14 protein-coding genes and 1 pseudogene are annotated in these 14,948 nt (G+C 63.2%); 12 read left to right on the forward strand and 3 right to left on the reverse strand.

What is annotated here, in order from left to right; genetic code table 11:
• Nucleotides 1-2,166, reverse strand: coding sequence for a primosomal protein N' (locus ADT71_RS26110; RefSeq protein ID WP_054441623.1), 2,166 nt, complete (start codon nt 2,164-2,166; stop codon nt 1-3).
• A 48-nt stretch (nt 2,167-2,214) separates the two neighbouring features.
• Between ADT71_RS26110 and ADT71_RS26115 the strand changes: the two genes are divergently transcribed.
• The 7 genes and pseudogenes from ADT71_RS26115 (at nt 2,215) to ADT71_RS26140 (ending at nt 9,985) form a co-directional block, all read left to right on the forward strand.
• Nucleotides 2,215-2,943: a DUF4197 family protein gene (locus tag ADT71_RS26115; RefSeq protein ID WP_054441743.1), complete on the forward strand. Its 729-nt coding sequence runs from the start codon at nt 2,215-2,217 to the stop codon at nt 2,941-2,943.
• Nucleotides 2,944-3,062: 119 nt separating this feature from the next.
• A pseudogene (gene fsa / locus ADT71_RS26120) lies at nt 3,063-3,712 on the forward strand (fructose-6-phosphate aldolase).
• A 104-nt stretch (nt 3,713-3,816) separates the two neighbouring features.
• Nucleotides 3,817-5,631: a cobaltochelatase subunit CobT gene (cobT, locus tag ADT71_RS26125; RefSeq protein WP_054441624.1), complete on the forward strand. Its 1,815-nt coding sequence runs from the start codon at nt 3,817-3,819 to the stop codon at nt 5,629-5,631.
• Nucleotides 5,632-5,713: 82 nt separating this feature from the next.
• On the forward strand, nt 5,714-7,177 hold the full coding sequence (gene cysS, locus ADT71_RS26130) for a cysteine--tRNA ligase (RefSeq protein ID WP_054441629.1): 1,464 nt from the start codon (nt 5,714-5,716) through the stop codon (nt 7,175-7,177).
• 120 nt (nt 7,178-7,297) lie between these two features.
• A complete protein-coding gene (locus tag ADT71_RS36035) occupies nt 7,298-7,870 on the forward strand; it encodes an NAD(P)-dependent oxidoreductase (RefSeq protein WP_369818341.1) in 573 nt (190 codons plus the stop codon).
• Nucleotides 7,871-7,875: 5 nt separating this feature from the next.
• Nucleotides 7,876-8,235 carry an NAD(P)-dependent oxidoreductase gene (locus ADT71_RS36040; protein ID WP_369818342.1) on the forward strand — a complete coding sequence of 120 codons (360 nt, stop codon included), beginning with the start codon at nt 7,876-7,878 and terminating at the stop codon, nt 8,233-8,235.
• Nucleotides 8,236-8,311: 76 nt separating this feature from the next.
• The gene (locus ADT71_RS26140) at nt 8,312-9,985 is read left to right on the forward strand and encodes an acetolactate synthase large subunit (RefSeq protein ID WP_054441634.1); all 1,674 of its coding nucleotides are present in this window, start codon (nt 8,312-8,314) and stop codon (nt 9,983-9,985) included.
• Between the two features lie 58 nt (nt 9,986-10,043).
• On the opposite strand, the gene ADT71_RS26145 is transcribed toward ADT71_RS26140, so the two are convergent.
• Complete coding sequence (locus tag ADT71_RS26145; protein WP_231636205.1) at nt 10,044-10,436, reverse strand: hypothetical protein; 393 nt, start codon at nt 10,434-10,436, stop codon at nt 10,044-10,046.
• 100 nt (nt 10,437-10,536) lie between these two features.
• Between ADT71_RS26145 and ADT71_RS26155 the strand changes: the two genes are divergently transcribed.
• Both ADT71_RS26155 and ADT71_RS26160 read left to right on the forward strand, forming a co-directional pair.
• Nucleotides 10,537-11,361, forward strand: coding sequence for a S24 family peptidase (locus ADT71_RS26155; RefSeq protein WP_347812924.1), 825 nt, complete (start codon nt 10,537-10,539; stop codon nt 11,359-11,361).
• Between the two features lie 76 nt (nt 11,362-11,437).
• Nucleotides 11,438-12,094 (forward strand): MBL fold metallo-hydrolase, encoded by a 657-nt coding sequence (locus tag ADT71_RS26160; RefSeq protein ID WP_132468760.1) that lies wholly within the window; start codon nt 11,438-11,440, stop codon nt 12,092-12,094.
• A 61-nt stretch (nt 12,095-12,155) separates the two neighbouring features.
• Here the strand turns inward: ADT71_RS26160 and ADT71_RS26165 are convergent, their stop codons facing one another.
• A complete protein-coding gene (locus ADT71_RS26165) occupies nt 12,156-12,548 on the reverse strand; it encodes an MAPEG family protein (protein WP_054441640.1) in 393 nt (130 codons plus the stop codon).
• A gap of 161 nt (nt 12,549-12,709) precedes the next feature.
• On the opposite strand from ADT71_RS26165, the gene rpmF reads away from it, so the two are divergent.
• Genes rpmF through ADT71_RS26175 form a run of 3 tightly spaced genes read left to right on the forward strand, consistent with a single transcriptional unit; the run spans nt 12,710 to nt 14,946 of the window.
• Nucleotides 12,710-12,889, forward strand: coding sequence for a 50S ribosomal protein L32 (rpmF, locus tag ADT71_RS30805; RefSeq protein WP_082370565.1), 180 nt, complete (start codon nt 12,710-12,712; stop codon nt 12,887-12,889).
• 27 nt (nt 12,890-12,916) lie between these two features.
• On the forward strand, nt 12,917-13,978 hold the full coding sequence (gene plsX / locus ADT71_RS26170) for a phosphate acyltransferase PlsX (protein WP_054441641.1): 1,062 nt from the start codon (nt 12,917-12,919) through the stop codon (nt 13,976-13,978).
• A complete protein-coding gene (locus ADT71_RS26175; protein ID WP_054441642.1) occupies nt 13,978-14,946 on the forward strand; it encodes a beta-ketoacyl-ACP synthase III in 969 nt (322 codons plus the stop codon). The genes plsX and ADT71_RS26175 overlap by 1 nt, the downstream gene beginning before the upstream one ends.
• Nucleotides 14,947-14,948 lie beyond the last annotated feature (2 nt).

Here is a 14,948-nt window from a genome sequence, read left to right on the forward strand (position 1 = left end):
TCATACGAACGAGTATGGATCGATGTCGATGTTTACCCTGACGCTGCGCGGGAATTGAAGCGGCTCCAGCCACTCGCGCAGCATCTTCTGCAATTCGGCGGATCGCCGGGCGTTGATGAGCAGGCGGAAACGGTGACGTCCGCGTAGCAGTGAAAGCGGCGCGGGAGCCGGGCCGAGCACCAGCATGTCGGGATGGTTGGGCGCGGTTCCGCCGATGGCGCGAGCGGCTGCCTGCGCTTCGGACTGGTCTTCGGAAGACACGATGATCGCTGCCCAGCGGCCGAACGGCGGGGCGCCGGCGTCTCGGCGGGCGTCTGTTTCCGCGGCGTAGAACGCGTCCCGGTCTCCGGCGGCAAGGGCGGCTATAACGGAGGCTTCGGGATGGCGGGTCTGGATCAGCACCTCGCCTGGCTTGTCGCCGCGTCCCGCGCGACCGGCCACCTGAGCGACTTGCTGATAGGTCCGCTCGGCAGCGCGCAAGTCGCCACCTTCAAGGCCGAGATCCGCATCGACCACGCCCACCAGCGTAAGGTCGGGGAAGTGATAGCCCTTGGTGACAAGCTGCGTTCCGACGATCACGTCGATCGCCTTGCCCTCTGCCTTGGCGACGAATTCTCCGACGGCCTCGGCCGTATTCATCGTGTCCGACGTGACCAGCGCCACCCGTGCCTCGGGCAGGATTTCCGCTACCTCGTCGGCAATGCGTTCGACGCCGGGACCGCAGGCGACGAGGCAGTCGCCCGTGCCGCATTCGGGGCAGGCATCGGGAACCGGCACTTCGTGGCCGCAGTGATGGCAGGCTAGGCGCCCGGAGAAGCGGTGTTCCACCAGCCAGGCCGTGCAGTTCGGGCATTGGAACCGATAACCGCAGTGGCGGCAAAGCGTCAGCGGCGCATAGCCCCGGCGGTTGAGGAACAGCAGCGACTGTTCGCCCTTCGCCAGCCGCTTCTTCATCTCCTCGACGAGGCGGGGAGCAAGCCATTTGCCGCGCTCCGGCGCTTCCTGCCGGAGGTCGAGGATCTGGATATCGGGCAGTTGCGCGCCGCCGAAACGGGCCGGCAGGTCGACCTTGCGATAGACCCCCGCTTCCGCAAGCTGCATCGATTCGAGGGCGGGGGTGGCGCTGGCGAGAACCACCGGAATACCCTCGAACTTGGAGCGCATCACCGCGACGTCCCGTGCGTTGTAGCGCACGCCGTCATCCTGCTTGAACGAGACTTCGTGTGCTTCATCCACCACGATGAGGCCCAGTCGGGCATAGGGTAGAAACAGGGCAGAACGTGCCCCTACGACCACCTGAGCGTCACCAAGGACGATGGAACGCCAGGCCCGCCGCCGTTCGCTGGACTTGAGCGAGGAATGCCAAAGCAGCGGAGGGACACCGAAACGATGTTCGAAGCGGCGGAGGAAATTTTCGGTGAGCGCGATCTCGGGAAGCAGTACCAGGACCTGTCGCCCGAGACGCAGGGCTTCGGCCACCGCCTCGAAATAGGTTTCCGTCTTGCCCGAGCCGGTGACGCCGTCGAGCAGGAAGGGGGCGAACTTGTGCGTGCGCACGGCCTCTACGAATATGTCGGCCGCAGCCTGTTGGCCGTCGGACAGTTTCGGTTCGGCGAACTCGGGCAGGGCCCGCGGATAGGGGCGGTCCAGATCGACCACGACGGGCTCCAGCAATCCCGCGCCGACCATCCCGCGCAGCACGCCTTCGGAGACGGATGCCAGTTCCGCAAGTTCCTTGATCGAGCCCTGCTCGCCCTGCAGGGCATCGAGAGCGGCGGCGCGCTGGGGGGTCAGGCGGGCGGGTTCATGCCCCGTCAGGCGGTATTCGGTGGTCGTGCCTCCGCCGCGCAGCGCTGCCATGCTGCCGAGTGCCATGCGCGCGACCGAGGAGAGCGAGGCACAATAGTAATCCGCCGTCCATTCGATCAATCGGCGCAGTCGTTCGGGAAGCGGGGGTACGGGCAGCACTTCGAGAAGTGGACGCAGTTTGGATTCAGGCACTTCCTGCGTACTCAGGCGTTCCGGTTCCCAGACGATCCCGAGGACCTGCCTTGGCCCGAGGGGCGCGATCACCACGGCGCCGAATTCTATCGCCATGCCTTCGGGGACGCGGTAGTCGAGGACGCCCAGCGCGGCGTTGAAGACGAGGATTCGGACGCGTTTCATGTGGGTTGCATATAGGCACTGGTTGCACGGGGCGTGAAGGAGTTGATGATGGTGAACTGGGGAACAGGGGAAAACGGACTGTCCGAGGGCGAGAATTCGCGCCCCGCCGACTGGAACCGCAGGGGCGTGCTGGTCGGTATGCTCGCCACCGGCGTGCTGATGCTGCCCGGCTGCTCGACGCTTGGTGGAAGCAGCTCCGCCGGCGCAGATCCGGTGCGCCGCCTCATGCGCTATTCGTCGGAGCGCGCGTTCACCTGGCTCGGCCAGCCGGAAGGTTTCTGGACCAGCCCCGTTGCGCGCCTGCCGCTTCCGCTTCTGTTCAGCCGTCCCGGCCGCACCAACAGCGGGGTGCTGAAGTCGAAGGCCTTCCGTGACAAGCTGCAATATCAGCTCAATCTTTTCGCGGCGCCGGGCGCCCGCGCTGCCGGGCCGGTGGCGCTCAAGGCCGTTCAGGATATTCCCGTCCGCGAACCCGCCGAAATCCTCAGCGGAGGCAATACCGCGGCGACGACGTTCCTTCGTCGGAACATGGGCCCGGCTCTAGTCAACGCCATGATTCCCGAGATCGAGCGTGCCATGCGCGAAGCCCAGGATCCGACGCTGAACCAGGCGATCGCCGCGCTCAAGGGCGTGACGATCCAGGATGCCGCCCATGCTCTCGCACTCGATGCAGATAACGGCATCTGGTACGAAGTCGGCGCAGCCGAAGCGGCTATCCGGCAAAATCCGGGGGAAACCAATGACGCAGCGCTGATCGGCGCGCTGAAGCAGGGCTGATTCGCCGGAGCAGCGGGGCCAGGGTGGCGCAGAACGCCGCGCATCCCTATAGGGAGCGCCAGAATCGACGGGCGCGTTAGACTCGCCCGTCGCAGCCCCGCATCCACAGGAACCGCGCCATGAAGTTCTTCGTCGACACCGCCGACACCAACGACATCGCCGATCTGGCCGCCACCGGCCTGCTCGACGGCGTCACCACCAACCCTTCGCTGATCGCCAAGTCCGGCCGCGACTTCCTGGAAGTCACCAAGGAAATCTGCGGCCTGGTCGATGGACCGGTCAGTGCCGAAGTCGTCGCGCTCGACCATGAAGGCATGATGCGCGAGGCCGAAATCCTCCGCAAGATCGCAGACAACGTCTGCATCAAGGTGCCGCTGACGATCGACGGCCTCAAGACCTGCAAGAAGCTGACCAGCGACGGCACGCTCGTGAACGTCACCCTCTGCTTCTCGGCCAACCAGGCTCTGCTCGCGGCCAAGGCCGGCGCCAGCTTCGTCTCGCCTTTCGTCGGCCGTCATGACGACAATGGCTTCGACGGCATGGACCTGATCCGCGACATCCGCCTGATCTATGACAACTACGCCTTCGACACCGAAATCCTCGCTGCTTCGATCCGCCACCCTGTCCACGTTCTCGAATGCGCCCGCATCGGCGCTGACGTGGCGACGATGCCGCCGCAGTCATCAAGAACCTCGTGAAGCACGTGCTCACCGACAAGGGCATCGAAGGCTTCATGGCCGACTGGGCGAAGACCGGCCAGTCGCTCTGATCCTGCCGATCTGAACAGGAAGGGCATCATTCCGGGGCGAACTCGGAGCGATGCCCTTTCATCCCGGCTTGCACCGGGCGGACTAAGCCGCCATTGAGCGTGCCATGTCCGAAGATACTCCCGTCGATCGCTTCAAGCTGGCCCTGACCGGCGCCTCGCGCGCCATCGCGCACGATGCCGAAGTCGAGGTCAACTGGACTGCCGACGCTCCCAGTTCCACCGGCCAGACCTTCCGGGTGCCCATGCCGGGCCGCTCGATTCCGCGCGGGGCTGCCATGCAGGCGCGCGGTTATGCCGACAGCTTCGCGCTTCGGCTGCGCCATCACAACGACCGGCTGCACATGCGCAACGCCCCGTCCGATCCTTCGGCCCGGGCCTGTTACGATGCGGTGGAGGCCGTGCGTTACGAAGCGCTCGGCGCCAACAGTTACGAAGGGATGCGGGCCAATCTCGACGCTTCGCTGGAGGCGCGGATAGCCAGCGATCCGATTTCGCGCGCGGATAGCCCGGACGGCGTTCCGATCCCGACAGCGCTGGCGCTCCTGCTGCGCGAGCGGCTCACCGGCCAGTCGGTGCCGGAAGCGGCGCAACTTGGCGTGGACATGGTGCGCCGCTGGATCGAATCGAAGGCCGGCGACGATTTCGAGGCTCTGGCCGACTCGATCGAGAACCAGAAGGCTTTCCAGAAGCTCTCGCTCGACATGCTGATGCATCTGGAGATGACCCAGGCCGAGCAGATCGAGCAGCCGCCCGAAGAGTCCGAGGACATGGACGGCGACGAGGAGACCGAGGAAGACGAGACCGGCGACGAAAGCGGGCAGGAACAGCAGCCTGCGGAAATGGCCGCCGAGCCTTCCGGTGGTCAGGACGAAGGCGAGAGCGAGGCCGAGGGCGATAACTCGGAAGACATGGACGACGGCGAGGAAGGCCAGGAGGGCGAGGAGGGCATGTTGCCCGTCCGCCCGAACCGGCCCTGGACCGATATCCCGGACAGCTTCGACTACCAGGTCTTCACCGAGGCCTACGACGAGGTGGTGGTCGCCTCCGAGCTTTGCGACGATGAGGAACTGACGCGCCTGCGCGCCTATCTCGACGCGCAGCTCAAGGGCTTGCAGGGCGTTGTCACGCGTCTTGCGAACCGCCTCCAGCGCCGCCTCATGGCGCAGCAGAACCGCTCGTGGGACTTCGATCAGGAAGAGGGCATGCTCGATGCCGCGCGGCTTGCCCGCGTGGTCGTCTCGCCCGGCCAGTCGCTCTCCTACAAGATCGAGCGCGATGTGGAGTTCAAGGATACCGTCGTCACCCTGCTGCTCGACAATTCCGGCTCGATGCGCGGCCGCCCTATCTCGATCGCGGCGATCAGTGCCGATGTAATGGCACGCACGCTGGAGCGCTGCGGCGTGAAGGTCGAGATTCTCGGCTTCACCACCCGCGCCTGGAAGGGCGGGCAGAGCCGTGAGTCCTGGCTTGCGAGTGGCCGTCCCCAGCACCCGGGCCGCCTCAACGACCTGCGCCATATCATTTACAAGAAGGCGGATGAGCCGTGGCGCCGTGCGCGCAAGAACCTCGGCCTGATGATGCGCGAGGGCCTGCTCAAGGAAAACATCGACGGCGAGGCGTTGCTCTGGGCGCACAACCGCATGCTTGCCCGCCCTGAGGATCGGCGGATCATGATGGTGATATCCGACGGCGCTCCGGTGGACGATTCGACGCTATCGGTGAACTCCGCAGGCTATCTGGAGGCGCATTTGCGCCGGGTGATCGAATGGATCGAGGCCAAGAGCCCGGTCCAGCTCGTCGCCATCGGCATCGGCCACGACGTGACGCGATACTACCGGCGCGCGGTGACGATCATGGACGCCGAGCAACTCGGCGGCACGATGATCGAGCAACTCGCGGGACTGTTCGAGGAAGAGTGATCGTTTCCACAAGTCCGAGGAACCGCCGGGCGCATCGCTGATGGCTTGACTGCGCCCGGCTCCTGCCTAATTGCCCTGCGTCATGACCGAGACGCAAAGCCTGACGCTGTTCAACAGCCTGACCCGCCAGCTGGAGCCGTTCCAGCCCGTCCACGAAGGCGAGGCGCGGGTCTATACGTGCGGGCCGACGGTCTACAACTACCCCCACATCGGCAACATGCGTGCCTATGTCTTTGCAGACATTCTCGGCCGTACCCTGAGCCACAAGGGCTACAGGCTCACTCACGTCATCAACATCACCGATGTCGGCCATCTCACCGACGACGCCGACGCGGGCGAGGACAAGATGGAGAAGATGGCGCGGACCCAGGCCCAGTCCATCTGGGATATCGCCGCGCATTATACGCAGGCCTACTGGGCCGACATCGAGGCGCTGAACATCCGTCAGCCCGCCAAGTGGTCCATCGCGACAGATTACGTTCCGCAGATGATCGAATTTGCCGAAAAGATCGCGCCAAGGCACTGCTACGAACTGGAGAGCGGCCTCTATTTCGACGTTTCCACGGTCTCGGATTACGGCCGCCTCGCGCGTGCCGTGACCGACGAGGGGGAGGGCCGTATCGAGGCCGTCGAGGGCAAGCGAAACGCCGCCGACTTCGCGATCTGGCGCAAGACGCCCGAGGGCGAGAAGCGGCAGATGGAATGGGATTCGCCGTGGGGCAAGGGCGCGCCGGGCTGGCACCTCGAATGCTCGGTGATGTCCGGCGACTTGCTGGGATTCCCGTTCGATATCCATACCGGCGGGATCGACCACCGCGAAATCCATCACCCCAACGAGATCGCGCAGAACCAGGCGTTCTGCTGCAAGCCCGATGATACTTGCGGCCTCGACGTTCCCGCAAATTCGGGCGCCAGGGTGTGGATGCACAACAATTTCCTCGTTGAGCGTTCAGGCAAGATGAGCAAGTCTTCGGGCGAGTTCCTGCGGCTGCAATTGCTGATCGACAAGGGCTACCACCCGCTGGGCTACCGCATGATGTGCCTTCAGGCGCATTACCGGTCGGAGCTCGAATTCTCGTGGGAAGGCCTTGCCGCCGCGTTGGTGCGCCTCAAGCGCATGATCATCGTGGCCGAACGCCTCGGTGAGGTGGAGGCAGGGGACGCCAATCACCCGAAGCTCGCGCCCATGCTCGAAACGTTCGAAAAGGCGATCGGCGAGGATCTCAACACCGCCGTCGCGTTGACGGCGCTGGAAGATGTGCTCGCCGCCAAGAAGGTGGACCCCTCAGCCAAGCGGGCAGCGATAGAGGCGATGGATTCGGTGCTGGGGCTCGATCTGTTCGGGACGGGCCGTGCCGACTTGCGTATTCGTCCCAAGGCTGCCGAAATCACCGAGGCCGAAATCGAGGATGTGCTCGCTCGCCGTAATCAGGCGCGCGCGGAGAAGGACTTTGCGAGTTCCGATGCCCTTCGCGACGAACTGTCGGCGAAGGGTGTTGAGGTGATGGACGGCGATCCGCTCGGCTGGGAATGGAAGCTCGGCTGAGCGCGTGAGCAGGGCGGGACTGCACTTGCGTTAACCGGCGCATTGGGGGGCTTGCCATTCCATCCGGCTGTCCCGATCAAACGATAAGGGCCTCTAATCGGCCATTTATCGGAGTTCGCCATGACCGTCGCCGTGATCAACGCCCAGTCGCGCCCGCTTCTGGAGGGCCGCCTGCCTGATGGCGTGCAGCCGCTCTGGTTCGAAAGCGACAGTCAGCTTCTGGAGCTTGCGCCGCAGGCGCAAGTGGCGTGGCTCGATCCGGTCGCGCCTGCTGTCGCGGCGGAATTCATCGAGGCTGCCGAAAGGTTGGCCTGGTACACGGCTCTTTCTTCGGGCGTGGACTGGCTCCCGCTCCGGGTTCTGAGCGAGCGCGGAATCCGGCTTACCAATGGTTCGGGAATTCATGCCCAGTCCGTCGCCGAATATGCCCTTATGGGCATGCTCACGGTGGCGAAGGGCTGGCGCGAAGTGGTGAGGGCGCAGGACCGGCATGAATGGCTGATGGAACCGCCCGGCAAGCGCGAACTGCTTGGCTCGAAGGTGCTGGTGGTCGGATCGGGAGAGATCGGCGGCCGTATCGGCGAGATGCTGCGTGTATTCGGGGCGGAAGTCACCGGGGTCCGGCGCGGCCGGGGGCGGGCGAGCTGGGCTCCGACGCGTGGCGGGCCGAGCTTGGCCGGTTCGACTGGGTGATTGCCGTGGTCCCTTCCACACCGGAAACCTTGCGCATGTTCGGCGAGGCCGAGTTCGCGGCGATGAAGCCGGGGGCCGTCTTCCTCAATTTCGCACGCGGAACGGTGATCGAGCAGGATGCCTTGCTTGCTTCCATCGACTCGGGCCATCTGGGCGGAGCGTTCCTCGACGTTACCGAGCCTGAACCGCTTCCCGCAGACCATGCGCTGTGGTCGCGTGCAAATATCCATATATCGATGCATCTCTCCGGCCGCGCGCAGGATGCATTGTTCGAGCGCGGATCGGCGCGTTTTCTCGGCAATCTTCAACACTTCGTTCGCGGTGAGCCGCTCGAACACCTGGTCGATCTGTCGAATGGCTATTGAAGCGCCGGCATGAGCGCCATTGAATTGTGCGCCACATTTCCCGAGACATGTGCAAACGGTTTGAGGGAAGGTGCACATGGCAGAGAGCGACAAGCGCAAGGCGTCCGATCTATTCATCGAATGTCTTGAGGCGGAAGGCGTCGAATATATCTTCGGCGTTCCGGGCGAGGAGAACCTCGATTTCCTCGATTCGCTCTCACGGTCGCGGAAGATCAAACTGATCCTCACGCGTCACGAGCAGGGCGCGGGCTTCATGGCGGCGACGTACGGCCGCCATACCGGCAAGGCGGGGGTATGCCTTTCGACCCTCGGCCCGGGGGCAACGAATTTCGTCACCGCTGCCGCCTATGCGACGCTGGGCGGGATGCCGATGCTGATGATTACGGGCCAGAAGCCGATCAAGAAGTCCAAGCAGGGTCGGTTCCAGATCCTCGATGTCGTCTCGATGATGCAGCCGATCACCAAGTATGCGCACCAGATGGCAAGTTCGGACAATATCCCGAGCCGCGTGCGTGAGGCATTCCGCATCGCCGAGGAGGAAAAGCCCGGCGCGACCCATGTCGAACTGCCGGAAGACATTGCCGACGAGTACACCGATTCGCGCCCCATCCTGCGCTCGACGGTGCGCCGGCCAACCGCCGATGTGAAATCGATCGCACAGGCGGTGGCAGCGCTGGAGAAGGCCAAGCGGCCGGTGCTGGTGATCGGAGCGGGTGCCAACCGCAAGATGACCAGCAAGATGCTGGGTGAGTTCGTCGAGAAGACCGGCATTCCCTTCCTGACCACCCAACTCGGCAAGGGCGTGATCGACGAGCGCCATCCCCGTTTCCTCGGTTGCGCGGCTCTGTCGTCGGGGGACTTCGTTCACCGTGCGATCGAGGATGCCGACTGCATCGTCAACATCGGCCATGACGTGATCGAGAAGCCGCCGTTCTTCATGCATAACGACGGTACGCGGGATGATCGCGTGGTCATTCACATCTCGACCAAGACCGCCGAGGTTGACCCCGTCTACTTCCCGCATGTCGAGGTGATCGGCGATATTGCCAACGCCATGTGGCAGATCAAGGAAGCGATCACGCCCTCTGCCAGATGGAATTTCGAAGCCATGCTCGGCTATCGCAAGGCCGAGGTCGAGCATACCGACCGACTGGCGGCTGACGAACGCTTTCCGATCTTCCCGCCCCATCTCGTTCAGCAGGTGCGTGAAGCGCTGCCTGATGATGCGATCGTCTGTCTCGACAACGGGGTCTACAAGCTCTGGTTCGCTCGTGGTTATTGCGCCTGCAAGCCGAACACCGTGTTGCTGGACAACGCGCTTGCATCGATGGGGGCAGGGCTACCTTCGGCCATGGCAAGCGCGATGGTCTATCCGAATCGGAAGATTTTCGCCGTCTGCGGCGATGGCGGCTTCATGATGAATAGCCAGGAGATGGAGACGGCGGTGCGGCTTGGTCTCAATCTCACCGTTCTGATCCTGAACGACAACGCTTTCGGAATGATCCGCTGGAAGCAGGCCAACATGGGCTTTGCCGACTTTGGTCTGACCTATGGCAACCCGGACTTCGTGAAGTATGCCGAAAGCTATGGCGCGAACGGCTACCGAGTTGAAAGCGCCGCGCATCTCAAGGAATTGCTGGCTCATTGCCGGGATACGCCCGGTGTCCACCTGATAGATTGCCCGGTCGATTATTCGGAAAACGACCGGATCCTCAATATCGAGATCAAGGAGCTTTCGGCAGCGCTTTGATAATATGAAAAAGGCAGGGTTTCATCCCTGCCTTTTTCATTTCAGCCTTTCGGCGATCTCAGAAGTCCTCAAGCAGCAGCAGTTCCAGTTCCACCGTCATGCGTGCAGGCGGCCCGGCTTCGTGCGCGACTTCACCGAGCGCCGCATCGGCGACGAGCTGTCGGGGAATGGTGAATTCGTGTTCGGGCAGGGCTTCGATAAGGTTCTCGCCAGCGGTGATGGCGGCCTCGCCGGTAAAGGCCAGAGCGATGGTGTGGCGCGAGCCTGAGAATGTGGCACTGCTCCAGGGGCGCTCGGCATGGCGCAGGAATTCCACTTCCGGCCCTGCCAGCTTCAGCACTGCCGATAGCAGCGGAACCCAGGGACCGCGTGCGGCGCCGCCCATGGCTTCCCGAGCGGATGCGTGCGCCGAGGCCAGCATCGAGCGGTCATGGGCGAGATTAACGTGCATGGGTGCTCTCCAGGTAGTTCGTCATGAATAGTTCGATCCGCGCCGCCGTTCCGGCGCGGGGCGTACGGCCATTGCGGAGATCGCCGACAAATCGCGGATCATGGGCGGCGAGCCGTCCGAATCTGGTCCAGGCCATGTCTGTCAGGCGCAGGAAGCGTTCGATCTGGCGAATAAGCATCGGGATGAGAGGCTCCGTTCGATGGGCTTGCGTTCTTTTTATGTTCCATCTATTTCCTACTTGTCTAGGAAATTTCCTCTTGTTATGGATTACATTATGGAAAGCCCTGAAGTCCGCTCCCGACTGCTTGAATTGGCCGAGGCTCGCGGTGCTAGCTTGTCCAGTCTTTCACGCATGATCGGCAAAAATCAGAGCTATCTTCAGCAATTTATCAAGAAGGGCAGCCCTCGCAAACTGGAGGAGGAGGACCGTGGCCTGCTGGCGCGGTACTTCGGGGTGGACGAGGCTGAGCTGGGCAAGGCGAAAGAAAAATACGCCGAAGTCGCGGGAAATGTCTCCAGTGGGGATTGGGTGGAAGTTCCGCGCCTTTCAGTGGGCGCCTCCGCTGGTCCCGGCGCTTTGCCGGATGGCGAGGATGTATTCGGGGCGATTCGGTTTTCGTCCCGATGGTTGCGATCGATGGGGCTGCGCCCGGACATGCTTTCCGCAATCGCGGTCAGCGGCGATTCGATGGAGCCGACCTTGCGTGACGGAGACGAGATTCTCGTGGACCGTGACTGGCGGCCGTTGCGTGACGGTATTCACGTCGTTCGTCTGGATGATTCCGTATTGGTGAAGCGCCTGGCTGCGGGGCGAGGCGGACGTATCACCTTGTTGAGCGACAATTCCGCCTATCGCCCGCTCGAATGTGGGCTTGAGGATATCCAGGTGATCGGCCGCGTCGTGTGGAAGGGCGGGCGCATCTAGCGGCTGTCGGTGACGGTTGCATTGGCCGGGGCTTGCGGCCATTTCCGCAGGCATGACCGATATTCAGGAGCAGCCGATGCGCGTCGGCATCATTCCCGTTACCCCGCTTCAGCAGAATTGTTCGCTGATCTGGTGCACGAAGACCATGCGCGGCGCGTTCGTGGATCCCGGCGGTGACCTGCCCAAGCTGCGTCAGGCCTTGGAGAAAACGGGCGTTACTCTGGAAAAGATCCTCGTGACTCATGGTCATCTGGACCATTGCGGCATGGCCGGCATCTTCGCCAGGGAGATGGGCGTGCCGATCGAGGGGCCGCACGAAGAAGACCGATTCTGGATCGCCCAGCTCAATGACGATGGCCCTCGCTGGAACATGGAGGCGCAGACTTTCGAGCCGAATCGATGGCTCGACGATGGCGATAAGGTAACGGTGGGAGACCTTGAGCTCGATGTCGTCCATTGCCCGGGGCATACGCCGGGCCATGTCGTCTTCCATCATGAGCCGAGTAAGTTCGCCATGGTGGGGGACGTGCTGTTCCAGGGCGGAATTGGCCGCTGGGACTTCCCGCGGGGCAATCTGGCGGATCTCGTCGATTCGATAACCCGGAAGCTCTGGCCGCTGGGTGACGATGTCACGTTCGTTCCCGGTCACGGCCCGATCAGCACGTTCGGGGATGAGCGGCGGACGAATCCCTATGTCGGGGATGTTGCGCTGGAGCGGGGGCTTCCGGGCTGAAGCGGCCGGGCTTTGGTACTCTTGAGAGGGGCGGCGTCGATGCGCCGCCCCTTTTTGATTCTCAGAACCGTCCCAGCGCGATCAGCAGCGCCATGACCGACAGCCCGAGCAGCGTCAGCACTGTAATGATAACGCCGCCTACCCGCAGCAGGTTGGGCTTGCCGATGTCCATTCCAAGAGCGTGTGCCACACGGCCCAGCATGAAGATCGAGCCGGCGATCGCCAGCCAGGGGCCGGCCTTGCCCGTCATCTCGATCGCGGCGACGAGGATCAGCAGGAAGGGAGTGCTTTCCACGAAATTCGGCTGCGCGCGCATGCGGCGGCCCAGGCGTTCGTGACCGCCGTCGCCGAAGAGCACCTTTTCGCGCATGCGCAATTGTCCGATCCGCACTATATGCCAGAAGGTGATGACACCGGCGGCGGCCGCAAGGCACAGTGTGGTCTGCAGAATCATTGGTGCAATTTCCTCTTTGTCGATTTCGCGTTCATGCGGCGGGGCGGAACGGGTTGCAACTCGTGTGAAATCGGTTATAGGCGCGCCTTCGCAAGCCGCCGGTCCGCGAACACGGTTTCCGGCGGCCTTTTTGACATTCAATTCCAGGAACAGGTGCCGAAATGGCTGTCCCTAAAAGAAAAACGTCCCCGTCTCGCCGGGGCATGCGCCGCAGCCACGATGCTCTGCAGGTTGAAGCGTTCCACGAATGCCCCAACTGCGGTGAGCTGAAGCGCCCGCACAACCTCTGCAACGCTTGCGGCCACTACAATGGTCGTGAAATCGTCGCGGTTGAAGTCTAAGATTACGACGATTCCCGGAGAGTGCCCATGAGTCTGCCGCGTATCGCGATCGATGCGATGGGCGGCGACGAGGGCGTGCGCGTCATGATTGAGGGCGCTGCGCTCGCGCGCCGTCGTCATGATCGTTTCAAGTTCCTGCTGGTCGGTGATGAGCCGCGGATCAAGGCCGCGCTCGAAAATCATCCGAATCTCAGGGCTTCTTCCGAGATTCTGCATACCGAAGGCGTTATCAGCGGTGAGGATAAGCCCAGTCAGGCCTTGCGCCGGGCCAAGGGCACCTCGATGGGACGCGCGATCGAGGCGGTGAAGGCGGGTGACGCCGGAGCCGCCGTCAGCGCCGGCAACACCGGCGCGCTGATGGCGATTTCCAAGCTGACCTTGCGGACCATGCCCGGAATCGATCGCCCGGCGCTTGCAGCCCTGCTGCCGACGCTTGGGGACAACGATCTTGTCATGCTCGATCTCGGCGCCAATGCCGAGTGCGATGCCCGCAACCTCGTGCAGTTCGCGATCATGGGTGCTGCCTATGCCCGCGTCGCCACGGGGCGTGAGCAGCCGCGCGTGCGTCTTCTGAACATCGGTTCGGAAGAAACCAAGGGCACTGATATGCTGCGCGAAGCGGCGGCGACCCTCAAGAAAGCGGCTGGCGACCTGTCGATGTCTTTCGACGGGTTCACCGAAGCGGACAAGCTCGGCAGCGGTTCGATGGATGTCGTCGTAACCGACGGATTCTCGGGCAACATCGCTCTGAAGGCGGTCGAGGGTACGGCGCGATTCGTGGCGGACCTGCTGCGGCGCGGATTTACCAGTTCGCTCCGCTCCAAGATCGGTTTCCTGATCTCGAAGCCTGCTACCGAGCTGCTCAAGCACCACCTCGATCCCAATAACCATAATGGCGCGGTCTTCCTGGGCCTCAACGGTATTGTCGTGAAGAGCCATGGCGGCGCGAATGCCGCAGGCGTCGCAAATGCCGTGGCGGTGACCGCGCGGCTCCTGGAGGAAAACGTGACCGAGCGGATATCCGCCGACCTTGCCCGCGTGGGCGGGGCGTCCCTGCGCAAGTCGCGTGTCCAGGAAGAGAGTGCCTGATGATTCGTTCGGTTCTGGTCGGTACGGGTTCCGCCCTGCCGCGCCGCTCGGTCAGCAACGCGGAACTTGCCGAACAGGTTGATACGAGCGACGAGTGGATCGTCGAGCGTACCGGCATTTCCAACCGGCACATCGCCGCGCCCGACGAGACCACGTCGAGCCTGGCAACGGATGCCGCACGCAAGGCGATTGAGGCTGCCGGGATCGACGCCTCCTCGATCGACCTGATCGTGCTTGCCACGGCAACACCCGACCAGACTTTTCCGGCAACGGCTACCATCGTTCAAAGCAACCTCGGTTGCCGGGGCGGAATCGCTTTTGACGTGGCAGCGGTGTGCTCTGGATTCCTTTACGCCGTGGGCGTTGCCGATTCGATGTTGCGCTCCGGCATGGCCAAGCGTGCGCTGGTAATCGGTTCGGAAACGTTCAGCCGCATCCTCGATTGGGAAGATCGCACCACTTGTGTCCTGTTCGGAGATGGTGCGGGAGCAATCATCCTCGAAGCGCAGGAGCAGGACGGTGATGCGCCGCGCGGCGTTCTTGCCACGCGTCTTCATGCTGACGGTGCGCATAACCAGCTCCTTTATGTCGACGGCGGTCCGTCAACCACGGGGACGGTCGGCAAGCTGCGCATGAAAGGCCGCGAGGTCTTCCGCCATGCCGTGGTCAATCTGGCTGAGGTCCTTAACGAAGTCCTTGAAGAAGCTGGTCTTTCTTCAAACGATATCGATTGGCTCGTGCCCCATCAGGCCAATGCGCGCATTCTGGAAGCCACCGCCAGGAAGCTTGATCTTCCACGTGAGAAGGTCGTCATGACGGTGGGGCAGCATGCCAATACCTCGGCAGCTTCGGTCCCGTTGGCGCTGGATCAGGCGGTTCGCGACGGACGAATTGTCCAGGGCGATCTGGTCGTTCTGGAGGCGATGGGCGGCGGTTTCACCTGGGGCGCCAGCCTGATCCGGATGTGAAT

Source organism: Novosphingobium sp. ST904 (assembly GCF_001298105.1).
In the GTDB taxonomy this organism is placed as follows: domain Bacteria; phylum Pseudomonadota; class Alphaproteobacteria; order Sphingomonadales; family Sphingomonadaceae; genus Novosphingobium.

Excerpts from the sequence above, each read along its gene's own strand:
- ADT71_RS26110 (WP_054441623.1), bottom strand. The coding sequence starts at position 2,166 with ATGAAACGCGTCCGAATCCTCGTCTTCAACGCCGCGCTGGGCGTCCTC.
- ADT71_RS26115 (WP_054441743.1), top strand. The coding sequence starts at position 2,215 with ATGGTGAACTGGGGAACAGGGGAAAACGGACTGTCCGAGGGCGAGAAT.
- cobT (WP_054441624.1), top strand. The coding sequence starts at position 3,817 with ATGTCCGAAGATACTCCCGTCGATCGCTTCAAGCTGGCCCTGACCGGC.
- cysS (WP_054441629.1), top strand. The coding sequence starts at position 5,714 with ATGACCGAGACGCAAAGCCTGACGCTGTTCAACAGCCTGACCCGCCAG.
- ADT71_RS36035 (WP_369818341.1), top strand. The coding sequence starts at position 7,298 with ATGACCGTCGCCGTGATCAACGCCCAGTCGCGCCCGCTTCTGGAGGGC.
- ADT71_RS26140 (WP_054441634.1), top strand. The coding sequence starts at position 8,312 with ATGGCAGAGAGCGACAAGCGCAAGGCGTCCGATCTATTCATCGAATGT.
- ADT71_RS26145 (WP_231636205.1), bottom strand. The coding sequence starts at position 10,436 with ATGCACGTTAATCTCGCCCATGACCGCTCGATGCTGGCCTCGGCGCAC.
- ADT71_RS26155 (WP_347812924.1), top strand. The coding sequence starts at position 10,537 with ATGGGCGGCGAGCCGTCCGAATCTGGTCCAGGCCATGTCTGTCAGGCG.
- ADT71_RS26160 (WP_132468760.1), top strand. The coding sequence starts at position 11,438 with ATGCGCGTCGGCATCATTCCCGTTACCCCGCTTCAGCAGAATTGTTCG.
- ADT71_RS26165 (WP_054441640.1), bottom strand. The coding sequence starts at position 12,548 with ATGATTCTGCAGACCACACTGTGCCTTGCGGCCGCCGCCGGTGTCATC.
- rpmF (WP_082370565.1), top strand. The coding sequence starts at position 12,710 with ATGGCTGTCCCTAAAAGAAAAACGTCCCCGTCTCGCCGGGGCATGCGC.
- plsX (WP_054441641.1), top strand. The coding sequence starts at position 12,917 with ATGAGTCTGCCGCGTATCGCGATCGATGCGATGGGCGGCGACGAGGGC.
- ADT71_RS26175 (WP_054441642.1), top strand. The coding sequence starts at position 13,978 with ATGATTCGTTCGGTTCTGGTCGGTACGGGTTCCGCCCTGCCGCGCCGC.